Source organism: Pyxidicoccus caerfyrddinensis (genome assembly GCF_010894405.1).
Lineage (GTDB): Bacteria > Myxococcota > Myxococcia > Myxococcales > Myxococcaceae > Myxococcus > Myxococcus caerfyrddinensis.
Genome location: NZ_JAAIYA010000002.1, coordinates 852,620 through 875,343, shown reverse-complemented (window position 1 = coordinate 875,343; position 22,724 = coordinate 852,620). Strand labels below are relative to the sequence as shown.

The window sequence follows — 22,724 nt, the reverse complement described above, 5'->3', positions numbered from 1 at the left end:
CTCATGGCCGAGGTGGATGCCTACCTGGAAGCTCGCAACGCGCAGCAGACCGCGAGCCCGCTGCTGCGCGCCGGCCCCGCTCGACGCGCAGCATGAGACCGTTCGAGAATCGTGATCGGTCGTTTAGAAGCCGTGCGTCGAGCCGGGGGGCAGTGGGAAGGCGACTGATGAGCGCCGGCTCAAGACCAGCGAGGAGCGAGCGCTGCGTGCCCTCCTCGAAGAGATTGCACGCCACAGCCGCATCCCACAGCTCAGTGATGCTTTCGAGCGGCAGGTGTTTGCGGGAGTTGCGCTTCACGTGCACCAGCTAGGCCCCCAGGTCGCCACTCCATGAGTGACGCACCATGACTGTGAACGACCCGCCCGGTGCGGCGCAAGCCGAAGCCCCGTGGCGTGAGCCCGGGTCAGCCAAGTCCCAGCCCTGCCGGTCAGGGCGTCGCGACGAACTCTCGTAGGAGGCCCTGCTGCGCGGGCTCGAGCGGGTGCGAGACGCCTGAGACTTGCACCGCCGCCGTATGCGCACGCGCCACGCGGTCCACCAGCGTGACGTCGACCTCGACGGTGAGCGTCTGGATGCTCCCCACCTTCGTCCCCTGCGCCTCGTACGCGGCGCCCTTCAGCGGCACGCGCCGCCCGTCGAGCACCAGCGCCACCGAGGTGCGCTCACTCCACTCGGACTCCGAGCGGTCCTCCACGGTGAGCCACACCCGCGCGGGCCGCGTCCGGGCGGTGCGTCCCGGCTGGGAGAAGCTCACCTCCACCCAGCGGTCGGGGATCTCCAGGCCCAGAGGAGCAGGCACCACTCCGAGCGTCAGCGAGTGCTGCGTCTCACCACCCGTCGCGTCGTACCAGGCGTGGATGCCCTCCTCCGGCTCGGGCGGGCCATACTGCGGCACCACCGCCGGTGCGCACCGGGAGCAGGCACTCAGCGACAGGAGCACCAGCACGAAGGCAAGGCGCACGGCTACGACTCCGCCCCGCCCTCTGACTCCAGCAGCTTGTAGAGCGTCTTGCGGTCCACATCGAGCAGCCGCGCCGCCTCGCTCTTGTTCCCACCCACGTGCTGGAGCACGTGCGCCGCGTACCGGCGCGACAGCTCCGCGAGGCTCGGCATGTCGCCCGCCAGTCCCGTGAGCTTCTGCGTCGCGTCGCCAATCGGCTCCGGGAAGTCCTGCGGCCCGAGCACGCCCGTCACGTTCAGCGCCAGCGCCCGCGCCACCACGTTCTCCAGCTGCCGCACGTTGCCCGGCCAGTCGTAGCCCGTCAGCCGAGTCATCGCCTCCGGCGTCACCACCGGCCGCACCCCACCCCGCGCGTGCCTCGCCGCGAAGTGCTCCACCAGCGCCGGCACGTCCTCGCGCCGCTCGCGCAGCGGCGGCAGGTGCAGGTGCACCACGTCCAGCCGGTACAGCAGGTCCTCGCGGAACAGCCCCTCCACCACGCGCGCCTTCAAGTCCTTGTTCGTCGCCGCCACCACCCGCACGTCCACCTTCACCGGGATGCTCTCGCCCACGCGGCGAATCTCGCCCTCCTGCAGGACGCGCAGGAGCTGCGACTGCACCTTCATCCCCACGTCGCCAATCTCGTCCAGGAAGAGCGTCCCGCCGCTCGCCTCCTCGAAGACGCCCCGCCGCGCGCCCGAGGCGCCCGTGAAGCTGCCCTTCGCGTGGCCGAACAGCTCGCTCTCCATCAGCGACTCGGTAATCGCTCCACAGTCCACCGGGATGAACGGCCCGCTCGCGCGCGGCGAGCGCTTGTGCAGCGCCCGCGCCACCATCTCCTTCCCCGTCCCCGTCTCGCCCGTAATCAGCACCGGCACGTTGCTCGCCGCCGCGCGCGCCACGTGCTTGTAGACCTCCAGCAGCGCGGGGCTCCGTCCCACCAGCACCAGCGAGGTGCGCTCCACCTGCTGCCGCAGCGAGCGGTTCTCCTCCACCAACCGCTTCTGCTCCAGCGCCCGCCGCGCCACGCGCAGAATCGCGTCCACGTCGAACGGCTTCGCCAGGTAGTCGAACGCGCCCTGCTGGATGCTGTCCAGCGCACCCTCGATGTTGCCGAAGGCCGTCACCACGATGACCGGCGTGTCCGGCAGGTGCGTCTTCACCGCCTGCAGGACTTTCAATCCATCCCCCGGCTCGGGCATGGCCATGTCCGTCATCACCAGGTCGAACGACCCCTCCGCCAGTCGCTCCGCCGCGCGCTTCGGGTCCGGCGCCTGCGTCACCGTCCCCAGCGTGCCCAGCAGCCGCTGGAGCAGGTCACGAGCCTGGGGGTCATCGTCCACCACGAGGATGCGGGTTGAGCTCATGTGCCGACCTTGCGCATTGCGGAAGCGGCGGAGGCCACCTGCGACTCACCGATGCCACCCGCCGCCACCGGGCGCACCACGCGAGGAAAGCGCACCACCACCCGCGTGCCCCTCCCCTCTTCCGAGCGCACCGCCAGCGTGCCGCCGTGCGCCTCCACCACGCGCTTCGTCGTGACGAGCCCCAGCCCATGGCCCGGCAGGGCCCGCACCTCCGGCGCGCGGAAGAAGGGCTGGAACAGTGAGGCCACCGTCGCCGGCGCCATGCCGATGCCGTTGTCCTCCACCTCCAGCACCGCCTCCTCGCCCTCGGTGGACACCCGCACCCGCACCTTCGGCTCCGCCCGGCCCGCCGTGTACTTCACCGCGTTCGTCAGGAGGTTGCGCGCGCTCACCTGCAGCAACTGCCCCGGGCAGTCCACCGCCACGCCCGGCGACAAGTCGCGCTCCAGCGCCACGCCCTGCGCCGCCGCCGTCTGCGCCACCTCCAGCAGCACCGTGGTGACGGCCGTGTCCAGCTCGCCCACCGTGCGCTCGCCCCGCGTGCCCGCGCGGCAGAAGCGCAGCAGCGCTTCAATCAGCTCGCCCATGCGCACCGCGCTGGACTCGCACTGCGCCAGCATCTCCAGCGCCCCCGCGTCCTTCACCGCGCCCGTGCGGCGGATGAGCGTGAGGTAGCCCTTGAGCGGCGCCAGCGGGGAGATGAGGTCGTGCGCCACGCGCCGGGTGAACGCGTCCAATTCCTGGTTGTGCCTGCCCAGCTCCTCCAGTTGCCCCTGAATCGTGGCGTCCTGGCGCTTGAGCAGCGAGGTGATGTGCCAGCCCACCGCCAGGGACAAGAGCAGCGCCAGCAGCGTGGCGCTCGCGCCCAGGGCGGTGTTGCGCACGCGCAGGTCCGCGAGCCGGCCCACCAGCTCGCGCGCCTGGTCCGTGTTCTCCTGGGCCAGCGTGCCGGCCAGCGTGTCCAGCTGGGCGGCCAGCGGGCGGATGCGCTCGGCCAGGTGGCGCCGCGCCCGGTCCGCCTCCCGGCGCTGCGACAGCACCGCCGCCGCGCGCACCTGGTCCGCCAATCCCTGACAGCCGGCGTTGAAGCGCTGCCACACCGCCTTCTCGCCCGGGGGCAGGTTGCGCGTGTACGCCTCCGACGAGGCGCGGATGTCGCCGAGGATTTCCTCCATCACCGCGTCCGCCGCGCCGCGCTCGGCGTCGTCCGTGGCGCGGATGTGCGCCTCAATCGCGGACTCCAGCGACAGCGCGTCCACACGGATGCGACCGATGAGGCCCGCGCGCTCCAGCGCCTCCTGCACCAGCGCGTCCACCTGCCAGCCCGTGCGCACCTCCGTCCACAGCGTGAAGGAGGTGACGGCGGACAGCAGCACCACCACGAAGAAGAAGCCGGCGCGGTAGCCGCGGATGGGCGTGCGGGAGCTCACGGGGGATGATTCCTCTAACACGGCGGCGCCCGCGTCGCGGGGCCCGTCCGTCCTTCACTTCTACCGAGCCTACGGAGTGCCCGTCTTGCCGCCGTCCTGCGGCGAGGTGCCGGACTGCTGCGGGGGCTGCATGCGGCGCCGGGCGCGCTCCAGCGCGGACTCGTACCAGACGTCCGACAGCTCCTCGTGCATCTCCTTCAGTTCCTTCAGCTCGTTGAGCTGCCGCTCCAGCGCCAGCAGCTGCGCGTTGTGCTCCTCCAGCGCGTGCCGGTCCGCCTCCGTGCGCACCAGCTCCTCCAGCACCGCCGCGCGCCCCTGCTCCGCCTCGGCGCGCTCCAGCGACAGCCGCTCCAGCGAGGACTCCAGCGCGGCCATCCGCATCGCCAGGGCCTCGGTCCGCTCGCGCTCCGCCTCGTACTCGCGCCGCCAGCGCTCTGCTTCCAGCACCTGGGCCTCGAGCTGCGCGGGGGGAATTCCCGCACATCCTCCTCCCAGCAATGCCACCGCCGTCACGAGCCGCAGGGACCGCATACACCGTCTCTCCCGCGCCGCGGCCGCGCGGCATGCGCGGCGTGAGGCCCGGGCCTGCCACCCGCGATGCCACCGGGTAGCGGTTGCAGCTTGCTCAACTGCTCCGGTGTCGTCAAAGCGACATGTGCTCGCCTGGGGAGCAGGCCCCCACTGTTGGTCCGCCAACCGTGGAGTTTCTCCCCAACGAAATGCCGCTTGCAGGAGCGCTTCCCTCTGGGCGGGGCCCTGGCACGCCGGCTGCTCAAGGGACAGGCACCAACCCGACGCAATCCAGCGTCGTCCCCCCAACGGAGCTTTCCATGAAGACCGTGTTCGCCGCCGCCCTCCTCGCCGCCGCCACCGCGTTTGCCAACACCCCCGCTCCGGCCGCCGCGGAGACGAAGCCGGCCGCCGTCGAGGCCAAGCCCGCCGAGGCCGCTCCCGCCGCCGAGATGAAGGCCGAGCCCGCGCCCGCCGCCGAGGCCAAGGCCGAGGCGAAGCCCGAGGCCAAGCCCGCGAAGAAGTCCGGCAAGAAGGCGGCTCCCAAGACGGAGACCGCCGCCGACACCAAGTAATTCCAGTATTCCCAGTTCCAGAAGCAACTGCGGGGGTGCCTCTCCAAGGGAGGCGCCCCCGTTGTCTTTTTTCCGGGTCCGACATCACCCGGTCCACGCGTCGGCGCGGGCACGCACTGCGGGAAGGGTGAGGAGTCTGATTCGCCCCGCCCGGGTCATTTTTCTCAGCGCAAGGTTGCGTCATTCAGTGAGTCTGAGATTTGACAGAAACAAAGGAATCCTGCTTAATGTGACTTCAGTGAATGACAGACCGTTCCGGATAGTGACGGAACTCGCTGCTCCCCCCCTCATTCAAGAAAGCCCCCCTCCGATGATTGAAGCCTTCGCGAAGGTGTCAGAAGCCTCGAAGCTGCTCCTGGACAAGGGCCTGGGCGCGGCCACCGGTGGGGAGGCGCTCCGCATGGTGGGCCACGCGCTCGGCGTGGACCGGGCCTACATCTTCGAGAACCGCGTCCACGGCACGTACGGCCGCTTCATCACCGACATGCGCCACGCCTGGGCGGAGGCTCCCACCCCGTCGCCGCTGGCCAACCCGGTGCTGCGCGCCTTCTCCTTCCGGGACTTCGCGCCGGGCTGGGTGGACATGCTGGAGGCGGGCATGGTGGTGGCCTGCCCCACGCGCGACGCGCCGCCGATGATGAAGGACCTGCTGGAGCGCCAGGGCACGCAGTCGGTGCTGCTGTGCCCCATCCACCCCTCACGGCAGCAGTGGTGGGGTGTGGTGGGTTTCGAGGACTGCCAGCGTCCCCGCGCCTGGAGGCCGGAGGACATCAGCCTCCTCAAGTCGCTGTCGCGCGCGGTGGCCGCGTCGGTGCGCCACGGGCAGATGCGCTCGTCGCTGGACCAGGTCCGCAACAGCCTGCGCCAGGCCATCAACCGCACCCCGGTCTCCGGACACTGACGGCCGCGCAGGTCGCCTGCCTGGGGGGGCAGCAGCGACCCGTGACGACCGCATAGTACGTCCTCGCGTTTCTGCTACCCTGGCGGCCCCTCGCTCACCGCCATGTCCTCAATCGACCCCACCGCGATCAGCCGGCCACGCATTCCGGACCTCATCAGCGGCTACCACCTCGAGAAGCTCGTCGGTAGCGGAGGCATGGGCGAGGTACACAAGGCCACCCAGCTCTCGTTGGGCCGCACGGTGGCAGTCAAGCTGCTCAACCCGGAGCTGGCGAAGGACCCGTCCTTCATCGCGCGCTTCCAGAAGGAAGCCGCCGCGCTGGCCGCGCTGAGCCACCCGCACATCGTCTCCATCGTCGACAAGGGCAAGACGGACACCACCTACTACCTGGTGATGGAGTTCGTGGACGGCCCGTCGCTGCGCGAGCTGATCCGCGCGCCGGAGCTGGACGTGGTGGGCGCGCTGCGGCGGATGCTCGAAATCTGCCGGGCCATCGAGTACGCGCACGGCCGCGGCGTCATCCACCGCGACTTGAAGCCGGAGAACATCCTGCTGGACCAGCAGGCCGGCGGCATCGCCAAGGTGTCGGACTTCGGGCTGGCCTCGTTCCTCGCGGACGCCAGTCCCTCCTCGCGCTACGCGCTCACGTCCACGCACGTGTCCATGGGCACGCTGTCATACATGGCGCCCGAGCAGCGCGTGGACGCGAAGAACGCGGACGCGCGCGCGGACATCTTCTCGCTGGGCGTCATGCTCTACGAGTGGCTCACCGGCGAGGTGCCGCTGGGGACGTTCGACCCGCCCTCGCGGCGCAAGCCGGGGCTGGATGTGCGGCTGGACAACATCGTCACCCGGTGCCTCAAGCCGGACCCGGATGACCGCTACCCGTCGGTGACGGCGCTCATCGCGGACCTGGAAGTGCTGGTGCCCGGCAGCCTGCCGTCGCTCTTGCCGATGAAGCAGACGCGCATGCAGCGCTTCCGCCAGGGCGTGCGCAAGGTGCTGCGCCGCACGCGGCAGACGGCGGAGGTGCTGACGGTGCTCGCGGCGCTCGGCGTGCTGGGCGTGGCCTGGCTGCGCACCACCGAGCGGCCCGTGCAGATGCAGCCGGGCTCTGCCCTCACCGGGGAGCTGGGTCCCCAGTCGCCGCGCACCGGGACGGGGCGCCTGGAGACGGGCCAGGAGAAGCGCACGGTGTCGGTGGGTGACGGGCCGGACGAGCCGTCGCTGCTGGTGGCCGGCCGTGCGGTGGCGTTCGAGGAGAAGGCGCTCGTCTTCCCACCGGAGGACGGGCAGTCGCGCGCGGGCCTCGCCCGGGTGGACGTGGTGGGGATGGACGGCGACATCGCCTCGCTCAGCGCCCGCGTGCGCGCCGAGGCCCCGCCCCTCACGTGGGAGCGCCGCGCACGCGCCATGGCCTTCGGGCCTCCGCCGGACCCGGTGGCCGCGCTGCTCCTGCTGGGCAGCAAGGGCCGCTACGTGGCGCTGGTCCACAACGGCGCTGGCGAACCGCTGCGGCTGGAGTGGGCGCTGGGCGAGCGCCGCGGCACCATGCTGGGCCTGGCCTCCCCCGAGGGCGAGGCGGCACTGGAAATCAAGGTGGACGCGGACGGCATCCTCCAGGCGTACGTGGGCCGCGGTAAGGACCAGCGCGCCATCGCCGAGCCGCTCGACCTGGGGCCGGGGTGGATGGAGCACTTCGGCGACGGGCCGGAGCGCGGCCTGGGCGGGGGGGAGCGCTCCGCCGGCGCGCCGGTGCCTGCCTTCGGCTGCATCGAGGGCACGTGCCGCGCCGAGGGGTTCACCTATATCGTGCGGCAGGCGCCCCCTCCGGGGACGACGGCCCCGGTGCCGCCGGTCCCCGCGCCCGTGGTGCGGACGGTGGCGGCCACCACGGTGCCGGCCAAGGCCGTGACGCCCAAGAAGGTGACACCGCCGCCCCCGCCGCCCAGGAAGCAGCCCGTCAAGGCGCCCCCCAAGGGCGGCAAGCGGCGGTAGTCGGTCGCGGGCCAACCGCCCGCAACGGACATCCCAGCGCAGGGGAATATGGCCACCCACGAGGGATTGCATTATCCCTTCGGCCCTCCTATGCGCACCTTCCGAAGCGGTCTCGCCGCGCTCGCAGTCCTCGCAGCCCTCACGGGCTGCCCCCGCTCCTCCTCTTCCGTCACCCCGCACATCCTCGAGTCCGCCGCCGAGCGGGCCCAGAAGGGCACCGACGAGGCGCGCACGCTCGCGCTCGCGGGCTTCCACGCGTACCTGGTCGCGAGTGACGCCGTGCTGGCGCAGCAGCGCTTCGACGCGGCCGTGGCGAAGGACGCGGGGGACGCGTACGCGCTGGCCGGGCAGCACCTCATGGCCCGGCGCGCGGGCCGCACGGACCGGGCGCTGACGGCCGCGCTGGAATTGGCGGCGCGCTCGCCCCAGCACCCGCTGGCGGTGTTCGCCGCGCGCTACGTGCTGGACTCGGTGGGCACGTCGAAGGCGCTGGACGACGACATCCTCCAAGGCGTGGACCGGGCGCTGGCGGCGGGCGCGACGGGCGAGGCCGCATTCCTGCTGCGCGGCGCCCGCCTGTCCGTGCAGGTGGTGCGGGGCGACGCGAAGGCGCGGGACGCGGCGCTGCGCGAATTGGGCGGCGTGGGCGAGGCGTCCCTCGTGGGCCCCTTCTCCCCCTTCCACGTGCTGTCGTGGGAGGAAGAAGACCCGGTGCGAAAGAGCGGCTCGCTGGCGGGCCCCTTCACCGGCGCCTTCGGTCCACTCCCCCTGCGCACGCTGCGCGCGCCGGACGGGCGGCTGGACCTGGGCGGCGAGCCCGGCGAGGGCGACCTGTACCTGCTGGCCTTCGACGCGGAAGTCACGGAGCCCGGCGCCTACGTGGTGCGCTCGGTGAGCGGCACGTCGCACCAGGTGCTGCTGGACGGAGCGCCGCTCCTGGAGCGCCGGGGCTTTGAGCGCGCCTCCTCCACCGTCACCGCGCGCACGGTGGACCTGCCCGCGGGCAAGCACCGCTTCCTCATCCGCCAGCTCAAGGCCGGCACCTCCGGCGTGCTCACCTTCTCCCTGCTGCGCGTGGACGGGCGTCCCTCCGGCGTGCGCTTCACCGCCGCCACCGGGCCCGCGCCGCAGCCGTGGGGCCAGGGGCCGGAAGCCTCCGAGGAGACGCCGGGCGTCTACCCCACGGCGGAGTCACTGAAGGCGGCGCTGGAGGGAGAAGCGGGAGATTTGCTCGCCACCGTGCTCGCGGTGCGCGACGGCATGGGGCGGGACGCGGACGGCTCGCGGCGGCTGATGGCGGCGGTGGAGGCCAACACGCCGGCCCTGCTGGCGCTGCGCGCGGAGCTGGCCACCGTGGACCGCACCGTGCCCACCAAGGTGGCGCGCGGCCGGGCCACGCGCGATTTGGAGACGGTGCTGGCGAAGGACCCGGGCAACGTGTCCGCGATGCTGGTGCGCGCGGACCTCTTCCTGGATGACGGCCAGCCGGCCGCGGCGCTGGAGACGCTGAAGGCGGTGGACGCGACGAAGGGCCCACCCGCGTACCTCGTGTCGCTGACGCGGGCGCGCGCGGCGCTGGCGCTGGACGTGGAGTCGCTGGCGGAGGAGTCGCTGCAGGCCGCGCTGGATGCGCAGCCGGGCCTGTGTGAGGCGCTGGGACTCCAGTACAGCCTGGCGCGCCGGCGCGACGCGGTGGAGCGCGGGGACACGCTGGTGGAGGCGCAGCGCGGCTGCCCCGGCATGGTGGTGCGGCAGGCGGAGCACGCGCGCACCCGGGGCGACATGGAGGCCGCGGCGAAGCTGTACGTGGACCTGCTGGCCAGGGACCCGGCCAGCGTGAGCACCGGCACCTCGCTGGCCAACCTCTACGTGGCCCTGCGCCGCTACGACGACGCCACCGCGGTACTGCGCGAGCTGGCGAAGGTGTGGCCGCGCAACGCGGACCTGGTGAAGCGCATGGCGGACGTGCGCGAGTACGCGGGCCAGCCGGCCGACGCGCTGGCGCTGCGCGAGAAGGCGCTGGCCATGGAGGGTGATGACCTGTCCCTGCGCCGCGCGGTGGAGCGGGCGAAGACGGGCCGCGAGGTGCTGCAGGACCAAGCCATCGACGGGCGCGAGGCCATCCGCGCGTACGAGGCGGAGCCCATCTCCGGTGGCAGCGTGTCCGCCTTCGTGCTGGACGCGGCGGCGGTGCGCGTCTACCCGGACGGCAGCCTCGTCAACCGCATCCACACGGTGCAGAAGGCGCTGGAGCAGTCCGGCATACAGGACATCGCCGAGGTCACCGTGCCGCGCGGCGCGCAGGTGCTGGCGCTGCGCACACTGAAGGCGGACGGCCGCGTCCTGGAGCCGGAGAACATCGAGGGCAAGGACACGGTGAGCCTGCCGGGCGTGCAGGTGGGTGACTACATCGAGGTGGAGTACCTGCTGGCCGAAGGGCCCCGCGGCCCCGCGCAGCCGGGCTTCACCGCGTCCGCGTTCTACTTCCAGATTGCCAACCAGCCGAACGCGTGGACGACGTACACCGTCGTGGCGCCCAAGGGCGTCGGCATGAAGGTGGACGCGCACGGGATGAAGGCGCCCGCGCCGAAGGTGGAGGGCGACGTGGAGGTCTTCCACTACGAGGCACGCCGGGTGCCGCCGTTCATCGCCGAGCCGGACTCGCCGCCGTCCTCCAACGAGTACCTGCCCTTCGTGCTGGTGGGCGCCGGGGCCACGGGCAACGACGGGCTGGTGCGCGTCTACGGCGACGTGTTCCAGGACCGGTGGCTGCGCACGGCGGAAGTGGAGGCCTTCGCGCGCAAGGCGGCCGAGGGGAAGCAGGGCCTGGAGGCGGTGAAGGCGCTGCACGCGGCGGCGATGCAGCGCTTCTCCGGGCGGGACTCGGGGCTGGGCCAGTCCGCGCCGTCCACGGTGGCGCAGGACCGGGGCAGCCGGCTGATGGTGATGAAGGCCGGGCTGGACGTGCTGGGGATTCCGGCGCGGGTGGTGGCCATCCGCACCTTCAACACGGACCCGGCGCCCTACCTCTTCCCGCAGGACAGCCTGCTGCCGTTCGCCGCGATCCGCGTGGACCTGCCGGGCAGCGAGCCGGTGTGGGTGGACACGTCGGTGCGCTTCGGTCCCTTCGGCGAGCTGCCGGAGCCGGCCATGGGCGGGCGCGAGGCGTACCTGCTGCCGCAGCCCGGCAAGCCGCTGGAGAAGGTGGCGACGCCGCCGATGAAGGAGGCGCCCGGCAAGGAGGTGCGGCTGAGCCTGAAGCTGGCCGCGGACGGGCAGCTCACCGGCAAGGGTGAGGAAGTCTATTCCGGGTTCGAGGCCGCGCAGATTGCCGAGGCCTTCAGCCAGCTGTCGGCGGAGAGCCGTAACCAGGCGCTGCAGGGCGCGGTGGCGCGGTACTTCGGCGGGGCGTCACTGTCCGGCGTGAAGCTGGAGCACGAGGAGCAGGTGGGCGCGCCCTTCGTGCTGCACTACGAGTTCACCGTGCCGCGCTTCGGCCGGCAGGAGGGTGACAAGCGGATGGCGCTGGGGCCCCTCACCTTCCCCGCGCAGCTCGGCCGCCGCTACGTGCAGCTGAGCACGCGCACCACGCCGCTCTTCATCGACAACACCGAGGCCAGCCGCACGCAGGTGACGCTGGAGCTGCCGGGCGGCTGGAAGCTGGCGGACCCGCAGGCGTCGCTCAACGTGGACAGCCCCTTCGGCAAGTTCACCCGCGCGGAGAAGCAGGAGGGCAACACCCTCACCATCAACGAGTCGCTACGCGTTCCCCGCACCCGCGTCCCGCCGAAGCAGTACGAGCAGTTCTCCGGCTTCACCGGCGACGTGGACCTCATCCAGACGCGCGAGTTGGTGCTGGTGAAGCAGTAGGCGGTCAGCCCTCGGACGTCCGGGGACGCGGCGGGGCTTCCACCGCCACGTCCTCGGCCCCGGCCCCGGTGCCGGACTCCGGCACGACGGACGTCACCGTCGCCCGGCCCCCCGCCTCCTCCAGGAGGGACGCGACGGCCGCGTGCCCCTCGGCACGGGCCACGTCCACGGGCTTCTGGCCCAGGTCGTTCGCGGCGAGCGGATTCGCGCCCGCGGCCAGCAGCGCGGACACCAGGTCCTCCAGGCCGCGCAGCGCCGCCAGGTGCAGCGGGGTGAACTCCAGCGGTCCCCGGACGTGCGGGCTGGCACCGTGGGCCACCAGCAGCGACGCCAGCGCGGTGCGCTTGTAGGCCAGCGCCAGCATCAGCGGGGTCTGCCCCAGGCAGTCCAGCGCATCCACCGCGCAGCCCAATTCCAGCAGCCGCCGCGCCACCTCCACCGAGCCGGAGCGCGCGGCCACCTCGTGCAGCCCCGTGAGCTCCCGCTCGTCCACCGCGTCCCAGGCGGCGCCCTTCTCCAGCAGCACCTCCAGCACGGCGAGCTGCCCGGCGCCGCAGGCGAAGTGCAGGCAGGTGGCGCCGGGCCGGGCCGGCACCTTGTCCGAGGTGGCCCGCCGCGCTCGCTGATTCACGTCCACCCCGAGCTCCAGGAAGCGGCGCACCAGGTCCACATGGCCGTGCAGCGCCGCCACGTGCAGCGCGCTCTGCCCCCAGCCGTCGATGCCGGCCGGGTCCACCCCACGCGCCAGCAGCAACTCGACGATGTCGCGGCTGCCCCGGGACGCGGCGGCCTGGAGCGGGCCGCGCACGGACTCGCGGGCGGCGGTGAGCGCCGCCGGCTTCCTGCGCAGCAGCGCCTCCACCCGCGCGGCATTCCCCTGCCGGATGGCGGCCAGCAGGTCCCCGCGCGAACGGAGGACGCGGCGAACGAGCAGCGACAGGACCACCAGGGCCACCACGGCGGCAACGAGGTACATGCCGTGAGTTTCTTCTGAATTCCCAGTCTTGCAACAGTAGGCAGGCAACACTTCGAGTTCCGCCTGAATAGAAGCGTCCAGCGGCCGTCTCTTGTTTCAGACCAGGGACCGGGGCTCCCCCTCACCCCCTGGCGCGGAGAATGTTCCGCACCCAACGGAGATGACGTCATGACTCCTCGATTCTGGGTCTGCCTGGTGGCCGTGCTGGCCACACCGGTTGTGTACGGGCAGACGACTCCGGTTCCCGCGCAGGACCCCGACGATTCCCGCTACGCGTCCGACGAGGGCGACTACGACGACGGCGCGCCGGAGGAGGACGACGTCCCCACCGCACCCAGCGCCCCTCCCGAATTGCCCGATGAGCGGCCCTCGGCCCGGCCCTACGCGGGCGCGGTGTGGGCCTCCGGCCACTGGGACTGGGACGGCGACCAGTGGCGCTACGTCAACGGCTCGTGGGTGGCCGCGATGCCGGGCTACCGGTTCATCAACGGCTACTGGGAGCAGGACAGCCAGGGCTGGCGCTGGGTGCCCGGTGGCTGGGCGCGGCCGGACTCGAACATGGTGGAGATTGCCGTCGAGCCCTCCGGTGAAGCGCTCACCACCACCCAGGCGCCGCCCGAGCCCCAGATGGAGGAGCCGCCGCCTCCGCCCGCCGAGCACCTCACGTGGACGCCCGGCTACTGGTACTGGGAGGGCGACGACTGGGTGTGGGTGGCGGGTGCGTGGGTGGAGCCGCCCCAGCCCGGCCTGGTCTTCGTCTCGCCCCGCTGGGTCCACCGGGGCCCGTCCTGGCATTTCTCATGGGGCGGCTGGGCCGTCCGCGGCTCGGTCCGGGTGACAGTGCCCGTCTACCCCTATGTCAGCGTCCGCGCGCACTGGGGCTCCCCCAACGCCTACCGCTACACGTGGCACCGCTACCCGACGTACCACCGCAGCTACCGCGCGCATGACTATGGCTACCGGAGCCACAACTATGTCTACCGGAACCGGGATTATGGCTACCGGAGCCACGGCAATAGCTACCGGAGCCACGACTACGGATCCCGGAACCGGGGCTCCAGCCGCTGGGGCGAGTCCCGCTCGCACGGCTCTCGCAGCCACTCCGCGTCTCCGGGTGGCCAGCACTCGCGCGGCCGCGGCAACGGCCGCCACTGAGCGCGGGTCGGCCGCTCACACTGGGGGTGCCGGGCATTCTCCCAGGAGTCGGGAATAGTCTGTCTCAAGCAACAAGAGACACGTGTGTGCCGATAAGGACCGCAATGGCTACCTCCATCCCCCCTCGCTCGCCGAACATGCCCCCTGTGAAGCCGCAGCCGGCGCCGGGCACGCAGACGTCGGACCGCTACGGCAACGTCGTCTCCACCCGTCCCGCGCCGACGCCGCAGCCCCCTCCGTCCACGGGCCCCAAGGCGCCCACGTCGGACCGCTACGGCCACGTCATCGACGGCACCACCTTCCCGACGCCGCTGCCCCCGGGCGCGGTGACGACGAAGCCCGGATCCAGCATGCCCCCCGTGAAGCCGCAGCCGGCTCCGGGCACGCAGACCTCGGACCGCTACGGCAACGTCGTCTCCACCCGCCCCGCGCCGACGCCGGAGACGCCTCCGTCCAGCGGCACCCAGGCCCCGACGTCGGACCGCTACGGCCACGTCATCGACGGCTTCACGAAGTAGTCCGCCGCCGCTCCAGCGGTGAACGGGCCCTGGCCTTCTGGCCGGGGCCCGTTTTCGTTCAGGCGTGGACAGGCGCGGATTTGTGACTCGCGCAAAACGAGATTAAGCAGCAAAAGACAAGGTGCAGAATGACCCTCTACGGAGTCATCAATGACACCTCGTTTGCTGCGTCCCCTGCGCTTCACCTGGATGATCGTGCTGGCCCTGGCCTGCGCGCCGGAACCCTCCTCGGAGGGGACTGACGGCGCGGAGCTGGAGCGCGCGGCTTCGGCCATCACCCTTCCCCCGTCGTACACGGACGCGTTGGTGGCGACGGTGGCGCAGCCCACCGCGCTGACCTTCACGCCGGATGGGCGGATGCTCATCACCACGCAGCCCGGAAGGTTGCGCGTCGTCGCGGGCGGCGCGCTGCTGACGACTCCGGCGTTGGACCTGGCGGCCCGGCTCTGCACCAACTCCGAGCGCGGCCTGCTGGGCGTGGCGGTGGACCCGGCCTTCGCCACCAACCGCTTCATCTACGTCTATTACACGTTCAACAAGTTCAACACCTGCACGACGAACATCGCCAACGTCGCCGTCAACCGCGTGTCGCGCTTCACGCTGCCGGACACGAACGTGGCGGACCCGGCGAGTGAGCTGGTGCTGGTGGACAACATCCCCTCCACCGCGGGCAACCACAACGGAGGCGACCTGCACTTCGGCCCGGACGGGCTGCTCTACATCAGCGTGGGTGACGGCGGGTGCCAGCTCGGCGACCCGAGCCGCTGCGCCGGGCAGAACACCACCGCGCGCCGGCTGGACGTACTGCTGGGAAAGCTGCTGCGCATCCGCAAGGACGGGAGCATCCCCACGGACAACCCCTGGTACGCGGCCGCGGGCAGCCGCCGCTGTGGAGACCCGGCGGGTGTCCCGGCCGGCACCGGCCCCTGCCAGGAGAGCTACGCCACCGGCCTGCGCAACCCGTTCCGCTTCGCCTTCCAGCCGGGCACCAGCACCTTCTTCATCAACGACGTGGGCCAGGGTGTCTGGGAGGAAATCGACGAGGGCATCAAGGGCGCGGACTACGGGTGGAACACGCGCGAGGGCCACTGCGCCAACAACTCCACCACCAGCTGCGACGCGCCGCCCGCGGGGATGACCAACCCGATTTTCGACTACAAGCACGGCACCAACGACGCCAGCTCGCCATTCCAGAACTGCAACTCGATTACCGGCGGTGCCTTCGCGCCCGCCGGGGCGTGGGCGCCCGGGGACGACAACGCGTACTTCTTCAGCGACTACGTCTGCGGCAAGGTGTTCAAGCTGACGCGCTCGGGCGGCACGGTGGCGGTGAGCGCGTTCGCCACCGGACTGGGCGGCAGCTCCGCGGTGACGCTGCGCTTCGGTCCCTCGGGCGCGGGCCAGTCGCTCTACTACACGACCTATGCGAACGGCGGCGAGGTGCGCCGCATCGACTACACCGGCACGGGCAACCGGCCGCCGGTGGCCACCCTCTCCGCGTCCCCCACCACGGGCTCCACGCCGCTCACCGTCAACTTCAACGGCGGCGCCAGCAGCGACCCGGATGGTGACGCGCTGACGTACGTGTGGAGCTTCGGGGATGGCAGCGCGACGGTGCAGACGGCCACGCCCACCACGAGCCACGTCTACACCGCGAGCGGCGCCTTCACGGCCTCGCTCACCGTGCGGGACGCGCGCGGGGCCACGTCGGCGCAGGCGGCCACCGTCCGCATCGACGCGGGCAACACCGCGCCCGTGCCCACCATCACCTCGCCGGCCACCACCCTGCGCTTCCGCGTGGGCCAGACGCTGGTGCTGACGGGCAGCGCCACGGACGCCGAGGACGGCACGCTCCCGGACAGCCGCCTCACCTGGGAGGCGCTGCTCCACCACGACAGCCACACCCACCCGCTGCTCACGGCCACCTCCGGCAACAACCTCACGCTCACCGCTCCGGCGCCGGAGGAGCTGGCCGCTGTTCCCGCCAGCTTCGTCGAGGTGCGGCTCACCGCGACGGACTCGCAGGGGCGCAGCACCACGGTGGTGCGCAACGTGCTCCCGAACATCGTGGACGTGACGCTCGCGTCCGTGCCCTCGGGGCTGACGCTCGGGGTGAATGGCGGCACCGTCACCACGCCGGTGACGCTGAAGTCGTGGGAGGGCTACACGCTGAACATCACCGCTCCCGCGCAGGCGGACGGCACGGGCGCGTGGAAGGTGTGGGCGTCATGGTCCGACGGGGGCGCACGCGCGCACGGCTACGTGACGCCGGCCACGGCCTCCAGCCTCACCGCCACGTACGGGGACGGCCTGCGCGCGCGGGTGAACTTCCAACCGGCGGGGGCCGCCGTGCCCACGGGCTACGTTGCCGACACGGGCCTCGTCTTCGGAGCGCGGGGCAACGGACTGAGCTACGGGTGGAACGCGGACAACAGCACGCAGACGCGGGACCGGAACAGCACCACGTCGCCAGACGAGCGCTACGACACCCTCACGCACCTGCAGAAGCCGGAGAATCCGAACGCCTCGTGGGAGCTGGCCGTGCCGTCGGGGAAGTACCGCGTGACGCTGGCCGCGGGTGACGCGCTCCACTTCGACAGCGTCTTCCAGCTCGCGGTGGAGGGACAGCTCGCGCTCTCCGGCACGCCGACGACCGGCGCGCGCTTCATCACCTCCAGCGCGGACGTCACCATCACCGACGGGCGGCTGACGCTCGGCAACGGCAGCGGGGCTGCCAACAACAAGGTCTGCTTCATCGACGTGGAGCAGCAGGAGTAGCGCTGAAGGTTCGCGCGCCAGCCCGCCCCTGGGAGTCCGGGGGCGGGCGCCTCACTTCGGCATCAGCGTCCGGGCCACGTGCTGGACGAAGTCGGCGCGGGCGCGGCTCGAGCTCAGCGCCTCCGGACTGGCGATGGCCAGGTGCAGGCGGCCCACGTACGTGGAATAGGCCTGCAGGGCCCAGTTGCGCGCCTCGCGGGCCGGCAGGCCGAGCGCCCGGTACAGCTTCACCAGGTAGTCGATGCGCCGCTGCGACACCCGCGCGAGGACCGGCTGGATGCGCGGGTCCGCGGCGGCGCCCGCGACGATGGCGACCTCAATCTTCCCATGCGGCCCCGCTTCGAACGTCAGTGCCAGCAACTGGCGCAGCCGCTCCCTCGGCTCCGGCAGGGCCTCCAGCCGTTGGATGGTGTCCGTGGTCGCCAGCTGTTCCCAGCGCGCGAGCGCGGCCTGGAGCACGTCCGCGCGGTCCTTGAAGTGCCAGTAGAAGCCGCCCTTCGTCACGCCCAGGCTGCGGGCCAGCCGCTCCACCGACAGCGCCTCCACGCCGTCCGCGAGGCTCCAGAGGGCGGCATCCGCCCAGTCTTCCGCCGACAGCCCTGGCCCCCGGTTCCGCTTGCGGATGTCCTCGAGGCTCCGGAAGGGCGTGGGCTCCGGCGGGCGGGAAGTAGTGCGTCTCATCGTTGAGCGCAGTCTGGCGGTCCCCCTCCCTGGCGTCCAGAGCGCATTCCTGGCGGCCCGGCTCTATACGCTACCGTATCGCGATACGGTAGCGTATCGGATGACGGAAACGGAGGCCGCACATGCGAGCGACGAACGGGGCGCTGCTGATGCTCACCGGAGCGCTTCACGAAGTCATCGGGCTGGTCATCTTCAAGGGTCCGCTGCTGGAGATGGCGCGAGCAGGCGTGTTCAACAGCGTGGGCGGGGACACCAGCGCCCGAGCGGCGGCCTTCTGGTTCCTGGTGGCGGGCGGGGCCATGCTCCTCGCCGGGGGCCTGTGCCACTGGGCGGAGCGTGCGCTGAACCGCCCGCCCCCGGCGGGCTATGGCTGGGGGCTGCTCGGGATGGCCCTCTTCTGCGTGGTGCCCATGCCCATCACCGGGGGCTGGATTCTCTTCCCGCTGGGCCTCCGGGTGCTCTTCCAGTCCCGGACGCCCTCCGCGCTGCCGGAGGTACTGCGCCCCTTCGCAAAGGGCGCGGACCACGTGGACGTGAAGACGGTGGAGTCAGAGGCCACGCTGCGCGAGTTCCTCGCGGGATTGATGTCGTACCAGCCCGCCTGGGTGACGGCCCTGTACGGGGTGCGCGCCGTCTTCGTGCGGCTGCTGGGGATGCGTCAGCACGGCGTGCCCCGGCCCCAGCACCTGGGCCCGGAGAACATTCCGATGACTCCAGGCAGCGCGGCCGCGTTCTTCACGGTGCGCCACGCCGAGGAGGAGCACGTCTGGGTGGTGGCCGCGACGGACAAGCACCTGGAGGCCACGCTGGCCGTCGTCGTGGAGCCGGAGCCTGGCGGAGGCCCGCGGCGGCGCTTCCATGTCGTGACGCTGGTGCACTACCGGAACTGGGCCGGGCCCGTGTACTTCAACGTCATCCGGCCCTTCCACCACCTGGTCGTCGGGGGCATGGCCCGCAACGCGGCGGCCCTCGGATGACGGGACTCAGGGAGGCAGCCCCACCGAGAGAGCGTCGCGCAGCTGCGCGGCCGTGTACTGCGTTCCCCAGAGGGCGTTGACCATCGCCGTCACCCAGTCCGCGCCCGCCACCACCTTGCTGGTGGACGGCTCGAACAGGAACACGCGCGGGTCCATGAGCTCGCGCAGCAGGGGCGCCACGGCCCGTACGTCGCGGCCAATCCACTGCAACACGCGCACGTCCCACAGCCAGGTCGCCAGCGTCTGCTCCGTGAAGGGAACGATGAGGAACTGGGTGGGGCGGCCCAGGTCCGTCAGCAGGTGTCCCAGGCTCACCGTCTCGACGACGCTCCAGTACGTCGCCGTCAGTGGGCCGTGCGAGAGGTCCCGGCTGTTCCAATCCACGGGGTCCCAGTGCTGGAAGTACAGCGGCGTGATGCGCGGCCCCGCCAGCGCCGCCAGCGTCTGCGTCTGCTCCACCGGCACGAGGGTGTCCCAGTCCTCGTGGAGCACGAGGAAGGGCACGCTCAGCTTCGAGGCCAGGTGCTCGCGCGTCCACCGGCTGAAGTCCCAGCCCGGAGGCTCGCCGGTGGTGGCGAGGATGCGGCGGAGGTAGGGCTCGAAGAACGTCGCGTACTGCCCGAGCTTCGCCGGGTCCGTCACCCGCGTGGGAAGGACGTTGAAGAGGTAGTCCACCTCCCGCGCGAAGTCGGAGAGCGGGAAGAGGGCCACGCCCACCCTCGGGCGGGACTCGGCGGGCGCGTCCGCCGCGGCGTACAGCGCCTCGAAGCCGCCCCACGAACCACCGTGGATGCCGATGCGCGAGCGGTCCACGCCCGGCGCCTGCGCGAGGAAGCGCAGCCCCGCGTGCATGTCATCGCGGTCGTTCTGGATGTCTCCGCCCGCGTAGAAGCGGCCGAAGACGGCCAGCACGCCGAAGTCGTGGAACAGGTAATAGAAGGCCTCCGCCGCGATGTACTCGGGAGGGGCGAGCGCGTAGGAGATGGACGAGGAGCCCGCGTGGTAGTGCGGCTCGCTGTCGTCCGGGTGGAGGCCCGTCCCCCGCGCGGCCCACTTCGCGTCCACGGCTTCTCCCGACCAGGAGATGCCGTCGTACGGACGCGTGAGCATCATCGTGGGCGAGACACCCGACTGGCGGGGCGGGAACCACTGGGCATACGTGGGCGCCTTACCGGGCTCCTGCAGCCGCAGCAGCTGGTACGGCCACACCTGGTCCCCGAACACGGCCTGCCCCGTGCCGAGCACCGTCACCCCGAGGTCTCCGTCGGCCGCGAGGGCGGGCCGGCCCGCGAGGACCAACCCCAGCAACGTCAGTAGGAAGAAGCGCATGCTGCCTCAGACACGGCTGAGGCCTTTTCGTGAAAGCGGGGCGCGCGGATTCCTACTTCGCTTCGATGGGCGGCGGTCCGTCCTTGAAGATGGCCACCTGCGGCTGGCCGTCCTCGCCGATGTAGCCGCGGTACATGCCGCTGGAGTTGAAGGGCGTGGCGACGTTGCCCTGGCTGTCCATGGCGATGACTCCGCCCTCGCCGCCGGCCTTCTTCAGCACGTCGTTGATGACCGTGTTGGCGGCCTCGGACAGGGGCAGCCGCTGGTACTCCACGCGGGCGCAGATGTCGCGCGCCACGGTGTAGCGGATGAAGAACTCGCCATGGCCGGTGGCGGAGACACCGCAGCCCGGGTCGGCATAGGTGCCGGCGCCGATGATGGGCGCGTCGCCCACGCGGCCGTAGCGCTTGTTCGTCATGCCTCCGGTGGACGTGCCCGCCGCGAGGTTGCCGGCCTGGTCCAGCGCCACCGCGCCCACGGTGCCGAACTTGTGGTCCCCTGTCACCGGGTCATACCCGGGCGGAAGGGAAGACGACGGCTGCGTGCTGCGCTCGCTCTGCAGCGCGCGCTGGAGCGCATCCCAGCGCTCCTGCGTGTAGAAGTACTTCGGGTCCACCAACTCCACGCCCTGCGTCTTCGCGAAGGCCTCGGCGCCGTCGCCCACCATCATCACGTGCGGCGACTTCTCCATCACCGCCCGGGCCAGGTTGATGGGGTTCTTCACGTGGTGCAGGCCCGCCACCGCGCCGGCCATGCGCGTCTTGCCGTCCATGATGGCGGCGTCCAGCTCGTTGACGCCGTCATGGTTGAAGACGGCGCCCTTGCCCGCGTTGAAGAGCGGCGAGTCCTCCAGCACGCGGATGGAGGCGCCCACCGCGTCCAGGCTGCTGCCGCCCTTCGCGAGCACGGCATGGCCGGCCTGGAGCGCCTGGGTGAGCACGGCGCGGACCTCGGCTTCATGCTCGGACGACAGGTGCTCCCGGTAGATGACGCCCGCTCCGCCGTGGATGACGATGCCCCACTTCGGCTTCACCGCGGGCTTGTCATCCGTGGAGATGCGGGACTGCTCCACCCGGGTGGACTCGACGCTGGTGCAGCCCACGGGGCCGAGCAGCAGCGCGGTGCCCGCGAGCAGGCCACGGTGAAGGGGAGAGAGCGAGGCGAACATTCGGGGACCTCCGGGAGCATCCGAGGGGACGGGACCGCGCGTCATCAACCGAAACCGCCGGGCAGGAGCGCATTGGCATGGACGGCCTCCTACCGGTTCGCCGGGTCGGTAGCACGCCCTCCAGGGAGGCACAACGCCAGAGCCACGCGAGCCGCCTGGACGGAGGGAGAAGGGCCTCCCTGCCCGGCCCCTCCTCCATTCACGGACCGGGCGGTCATGCACAGGGTCAGGAACGACAACCTTCCTTCCGGATGACAGGGGCGAGAGATGAAGAAGCTCAAGGGGCTGCGAGTGGCCGTGCTGGCGGCGGATGGCTTCGAGCAGGTGGAGCTGACGCTTCCCGTCAAGAAGCTGAAGCGCGAGGGCGCGGACGTGACGATTGTCTCGCTCCACCCGGGGAAGATTCGGGGGATGAACCACCTGTACCCCGGGAAGAGCGTCGACGTGGACGCGACGCTCCACGAGGTGAAGGCCGCGGACTATGACGCGGTGCTCATCCCCGGCGGACTGGTGAACCCCGACTCCCTGCGGCAGAGCGCGCTGGCACAGGACTTCGTGCGCGACGCGGACACGCTGGATTTGCCCATGGCCATCATCTGCCACGCTCCGTGGCTGCTGGTGTCCGCGGGGCTCATCGAGGGACGCAAGGTCGCCTCGTGGCCCGGCATCCGGGACGACGTGAAGAACGCGGGCGGAGAGTGGGTGGACGAGCCCGCCGTCCGAGACCGCAACTGGGTGTCCAGTCCAGGCCCGCACCACATGCTCGCGTTCCTCAACGGCATGGTGGAGCTGTTCGCGGAGAAGATGCCGGAGGTGGAGGCACGCCCCGCGGTCCGCGTCGAGGCACCCCGCAGACGGTGGCCGAAGCTGCTCGCGGGGAGCCTGGCGACGGCGGCGCTCGGCGTGGGTGCGCGCAGGCTGGCGGCACTGCGCTGAGCCGTCGCGCGGCTCGACGAATCGGCCCTTGGACTCGACGTCGGGCCCGGCATCACCAGGCCCGCGCCGTCACATCCACCCGAGCTGGAGCTTCGCCACGTCCGTCATGCGGTCCTGGCTCCACGGCGGGTCCCACACCAGGTCGATGTTGGCCTCCTTCACGCCGGGCACGGAGGACACCTTCTGGCGCACGTCGTCCACCAGCACCGGGCCCATGCCGCAGCCGGGCGCCGTCAGCGTCATCTGGATGTCCACGCGCTGCCCGCCCTCCGGCAGCGGCTCCGCCTTGCACGCGTACACCAGGCCCAGCTCCACGATGTTCACCGGAATCTCCGGGTCATACACCGTGCGCAGCTGCTCCCAGACCTGCTCCTCGTTGAAGGTGCCGTCGTCCGCGGCCGCCTTCTCCTTCGGCGCGTACTCCTCCCCCAGCGCGGCGCCGTCCTTCTCGTCGATGCGGAAGAGCTGGCCGTACGGGTCCTGCACGGTGATGTTGCCGCCGAGCGTCTGCATCACCCGCAGCTCCGCGCCCGCCGGCAGTGACACCCGGTCTCCACTGGGGATGATGGTCGCGGACACGTCCCGCTCCAGCACCGCTGTCATTCCTCTCATGG

The 22,724-nt window shown here is 71.5% G+C and carries 18 protein-coding genes; 9 read left to right on the top strand and 9 right to left on the bottom strand.

Features of this window, described 5'->3' with window-relative positions; genetic code table 11:
* Positions 1 to 428: 428 nt before the first annotated feature.
* From G4D86_RS07035 to G4D86_RS07020, 4 genes are all read right to left on the bottom strand, one after another.
* Positions 429 to 962 carry a hypothetical protein gene (locus G4D86_RS07035; protein ID WP_163990780.1) on the bottom strand — a complete coding sequence of 178 codons (534 nt, stop codon included), beginning with the start codon at positions 960 to 962 and terminating at the stop codon, positions 429 to 431.
* A gap of 2 nt (positions 963 to 964) precedes the next feature.
* Positions 965 to 2,308 (bottom strand): sigma-54-dependent transcriptional regulator, encoded by a 1,344-nt coding sequence (locus G4D86_RS07030; RefSeq protein ID WP_163990778.1) that lies wholly within the window; start codon positions 2,306 to 2,308, stop codon positions 965 to 967.
* Positions 2,305 to 3,738, bottom strand: coding sequence for a sensor histidine kinase (locus G4D86_RS07025; protein ID WP_163990775.1), 1,434 nt, complete (start codon positions 3,736 to 3,738; stop codon positions 2,305 to 2,307). The genes G4D86_RS07030 and G4D86_RS07025 overlap by 4 nt, the downstream gene beginning before the upstream one ends.
* Before the next feature lie 69 nt (positions 3,739 to 3,807).
* The gene (locus G4D86_RS07020; protein ID WP_163990773.1) at positions 3,808 to 4,269 is read right to left on the bottom strand and encodes a hypothetical protein; all 462 of its coding nucleotides are present in this window, start codon (positions 4,267 to 4,269) and stop codon (positions 3,808 to 3,810) included.
* A 299-nt stretch (positions 4,270 to 4,568) separates the two neighbouring features.
* On the opposite strand from G4D86_RS07020, the gene G4D86_RS07015 reads away from it, so the two are divergent.
* The 4 genes from G4D86_RS07015 (at position 4,569) to G4D86_RS07000 (ending at position 11,592) form a co-directional block, all read left to right on the top strand.
* A complete protein-coding gene (locus G4D86_RS07015; RefSeq protein ID WP_163990771.1) occupies positions 4,569 to 4,823 on the top strand; it encodes a hypothetical protein in 255 nt (84 codons plus the stop codon).
* Positions 4,824 to 5,133: 310 nt separating this feature from the next.
* Complete coding sequence (locus G4D86_RS07010; RefSeq protein WP_163990769.1) at positions 5,134 to 5,724, top strand: GAF domain-containing protein; 591 nt, start codon at positions 5,134 to 5,136, stop codon at positions 5,722 to 5,724.
* Between the two features lie 102 nt (positions 5,725 to 5,826).
* Complete coding sequence (locus G4D86_RS07005) at positions 5,827 to 7,722, top strand: serine/threonine-protein kinase (protein WP_163990767.1); 1,896 nt, start codon at positions 5,827 to 5,829, stop codon at positions 7,720 to 7,722.
* Between the two features lie 90 nt (positions 7,723 to 7,812).
* Positions 7,813 to 11,592, top strand: a complete 3,780-nt coding sequence (locus G4D86_RS07000; RefSeq protein WP_163990765.1) for a tetratricopeptide repeat protein — start codon at positions 7,813 to 7,815, stop codon at positions 11,590 to 11,592.
* Positions 11,593 to 11,596: 4 nt separating this feature from the next.
* On the opposite strand, the gene G4D86_RS06995 is transcribed toward G4D86_RS07000, so the two are convergent.
* A complete protein-coding gene (locus G4D86_RS06995; protein ID WP_163990763.1) occupies positions 11,597 to 12,568 on the bottom strand; it encodes an ankyrin repeat domain-containing protein in 972 nt (323 codons plus the stop codon).
* A gap of 168 nt (positions 12,569 to 12,736) precedes the next feature.
* Here G4D86_RS06995 and G4D86_RS06990 point away from each other — a divergent pair, with 168 nt between their 5' ends.
* The 3 genes from G4D86_RS06990 (at position 12,737) to G4D86_RS06980 (ending at position 17,019) form a co-directional block, all read left to right on the top strand.
* Positions 12,737 to 13,723, top strand: coding sequence for a YXWGXW repeat-containing protein (locus G4D86_RS06990; RefSeq protein WP_163990761.1), 987 nt, complete (start codon positions 12,737 to 12,739; stop codon positions 13,721 to 13,723).
* A gap of 104 nt (positions 13,724 to 13,827) precedes the next feature.
* Positions 13,828 to 14,241, top strand: coding sequence for a hypothetical protein (locus tag G4D86_RS06985; RefSeq protein WP_163990759.1), 414 nt, complete (start codon positions 13,828 to 13,830; stop codon positions 14,239 to 14,241).
* Between the two features lie 150 nt (positions 14,242 to 14,391).
* Positions 14,392 to 17,019: a PQQ-dependent sugar dehydrogenase gene (locus tag G4D86_RS06980; protein WP_163990757.1), complete on the top strand. Its 2,628-nt coding sequence runs from the start codon at positions 14,392 to 14,394 to the stop codon at positions 17,017 to 17,019.
* A gap of 51 nt (positions 17,020 to 17,070) precedes the next feature.
* Here G4D86_RS06980 and G4D86_RS06975 read toward each other — a convergent pair whose 3' ends face one another.
* Positions 17,071 to 17,700 (bottom strand): TetR/AcrR family transcriptional regulator, encoded by a 630-nt coding sequence (locus G4D86_RS06975; RefSeq protein ID WP_205519480.1) that lies wholly within the window; start codon positions 17,698 to 17,700, stop codon positions 17,071 to 17,073.
* Positions 17,701 to 17,822: 122 nt separating this feature from the next.
* Between G4D86_RS06975 and G4D86_RS06970 the strand changes: the two genes are divergently transcribed.
* Positions 17,823 to 18,677, top strand: coding sequence for a DUF6463 family protein (locus G4D86_RS06970; protein WP_163990755.1), 855 nt, complete (start codon positions 17,823 to 17,825; stop codon positions 18,675 to 18,677).
* A gap of 6 nt (positions 18,678 to 18,683) precedes the next feature.
* Here the strand turns inward: G4D86_RS06970 and G4D86_RS06965 are convergent, their stop codons facing one another.
* Both G4D86_RS06965 and G4D86_RS06960 read right to left on the bottom strand, forming a co-directional pair.
* Positions 18,684 to 20,006, bottom strand: a complete 1,323-nt coding sequence (locus G4D86_RS06965) for an alpha/beta hydrolase family protein (RefSeq protein ID WP_163990753.1) — start codon at positions 20,004 to 20,006, stop codon at positions 18,684 to 18,686.
* 52 nt (positions 20,007 to 20,058) lie between these two features.
* On the bottom strand, positions 20,059 to 21,174 hold the full coding sequence (locus G4D86_RS06960) for an isoaspartyl peptidase/L-asparaginase family protein (RefSeq protein WP_163990751.1): 1,116 nt from the start codon (positions 21,172 to 21,174) through the stop codon (positions 20,059 to 20,061).
* A gap of 267 nt (positions 21,175 to 21,441) precedes the next feature.
* Between G4D86_RS06960 and G4D86_RS06955 the strand changes: the two genes are divergently transcribed.
* Positions 21,442 to 22,110 carry a type 1 glutamine amidotransferase domain-containing protein gene (locus G4D86_RS06955; protein WP_163990749.1) on the top strand — a complete coding sequence of 223 codons (669 nt, stop codon included), beginning with the start codon at positions 21,442 to 21,444 and terminating at the stop codon, positions 22,108 to 22,110.
* Positions 22,111 to 22,179: 69 nt separating this feature from the next.
* Here G4D86_RS06955 and sufT read toward each other — a convergent pair whose 3' ends face one another.
* Positions 22,180 to 22,722 carry a putative Fe-S cluster assembly protein SufT gene (sufT, locus tag G4D86_RS06950; protein ID WP_163990747.1) on the bottom strand — a complete coding sequence of 181 codons (543 nt, stop codon included), beginning with the start codon at positions 22,720 to 22,722 and terminating at the stop codon, positions 22,180 to 22,182.
* Positions 22,723 to 22,724: the final 2 nt, after the last annotated feature.

What these genes read in the sequence shown, in the direction of transcription:
- G4D86_RS07030 (WP_163990778.1), bottom strand. Translation starts at nt 2,308, where the DNA reads ATGAGCTCAACCCGCATCCTCGTGGTGGACGATGACCCCCAGGCTCGT.
- G4D86_RS07020 (WP_163990773.1), bottom strand. Translation starts at nt 4,269, where the DNA reads ATGCGGTCCCTGCGGCTCGTGACGGCGGTGGCATTGCTGGGAGGAGGA.
- G4D86_RS07015 (WP_163990771.1), top strand. Translation starts at nt 4,569, where the DNA reads ATGAAGACCGTGTTCGCCGCCGCCCTCCTCGCCGCCGCCACCGCGTTT.
- G4D86_RS07010 (WP_163990769.1), top strand. Translation starts at nt 5,134, where the DNA reads ATGATTGAAGCCTTCGCGAAGGTGTCAGAAGCCTCGAAGCTGCTCCTG.
- G4D86_RS07005 (WP_163990767.1), top strand. Translation starts at nt 5,827, where the DNA reads ATGTCCTCAATCGACCCCACCGCGATCAGCCGGCCACGCATTCCGGAC.
- G4D86_RS07000 (WP_163990765.1), top strand. Translation starts at nt 7,813, where the DNA reads ATGCGCACCTTCCGAAGCGGTCTCGCCGCGCTCGCAGTCCTCGCAGCC.
- G4D86_RS06995 (WP_163990763.1), bottom strand. Translation starts at nt 12,568, where the DNA reads ATGTACCTCGTTGCCGCCGTGGTGGCCCTGGTGGTCCTGTCGCTGCTC.
- G4D86_RS06990 (WP_163990761.1), top strand. Translation starts at nt 12,737, where the DNA reads ATGACTCCTCGATTCTGGGTCTGCCTGGTGGCCGTGCTGGCCACACCG.
- G4D86_RS06985 (WP_163990759.1), top strand. Translation starts at nt 13,828, where the DNA reads ATGGCTACCTCCATCCCCCCTCGCTCGCCGAACATGCCCCCTGTGAAG.
- G4D86_RS06980 (WP_163990757.1), top strand. Translation starts at nt 14,392, where the DNA reads ATGACACCTCGTTTGCTGCGTCCCCTGCGCTTCACCTGGATGATCGTG.
- G4D86_RS06975 (WP_205519480.1), bottom strand. Translation starts at nt 17,700, where the DNA reads ATGAGACGCACTACTTCCCGCCCGCCGGAGCCCACGCCCTTCCGGAGC.
- G4D86_RS06970 (WP_163990755.1), top strand. Translation starts at nt 17,823, where the DNA reads ATGCGAGCGACGAACGGGGCGCTGCTGATGCTCACCGGAGCGCTTCAC.
- G4D86_RS06965 (WP_163990753.1), bottom strand. Translation starts at nt 20,006, where the DNA reads ATGCGCTTCTTCCTACTGACGTTGCTGGGGTTGGTCCTCGCGGGCCGG.
- G4D86_RS06960 (WP_163990751.1), bottom strand. Translation starts at nt 21,174, where the DNA reads ATGTTCGCCTCGCTCTCTCCCCTTCACCGTGGCCTGCTCGCGGGCACC.
- G4D86_RS06955 (WP_163990749.1), top strand. Translation starts at nt 21,442, where the DNA reads ATGAAGAAGCTCAAGGGGCTGCGAGTGGCCGTGCTGGCGGCGGATGGC.
- sufT (WP_163990747.1), bottom strand. Translation starts at nt 22,722, where the DNA reads ATGAGAGGAATGACAGCGGTGCTGGAGCGGGACGTGTCCGCGACCATC.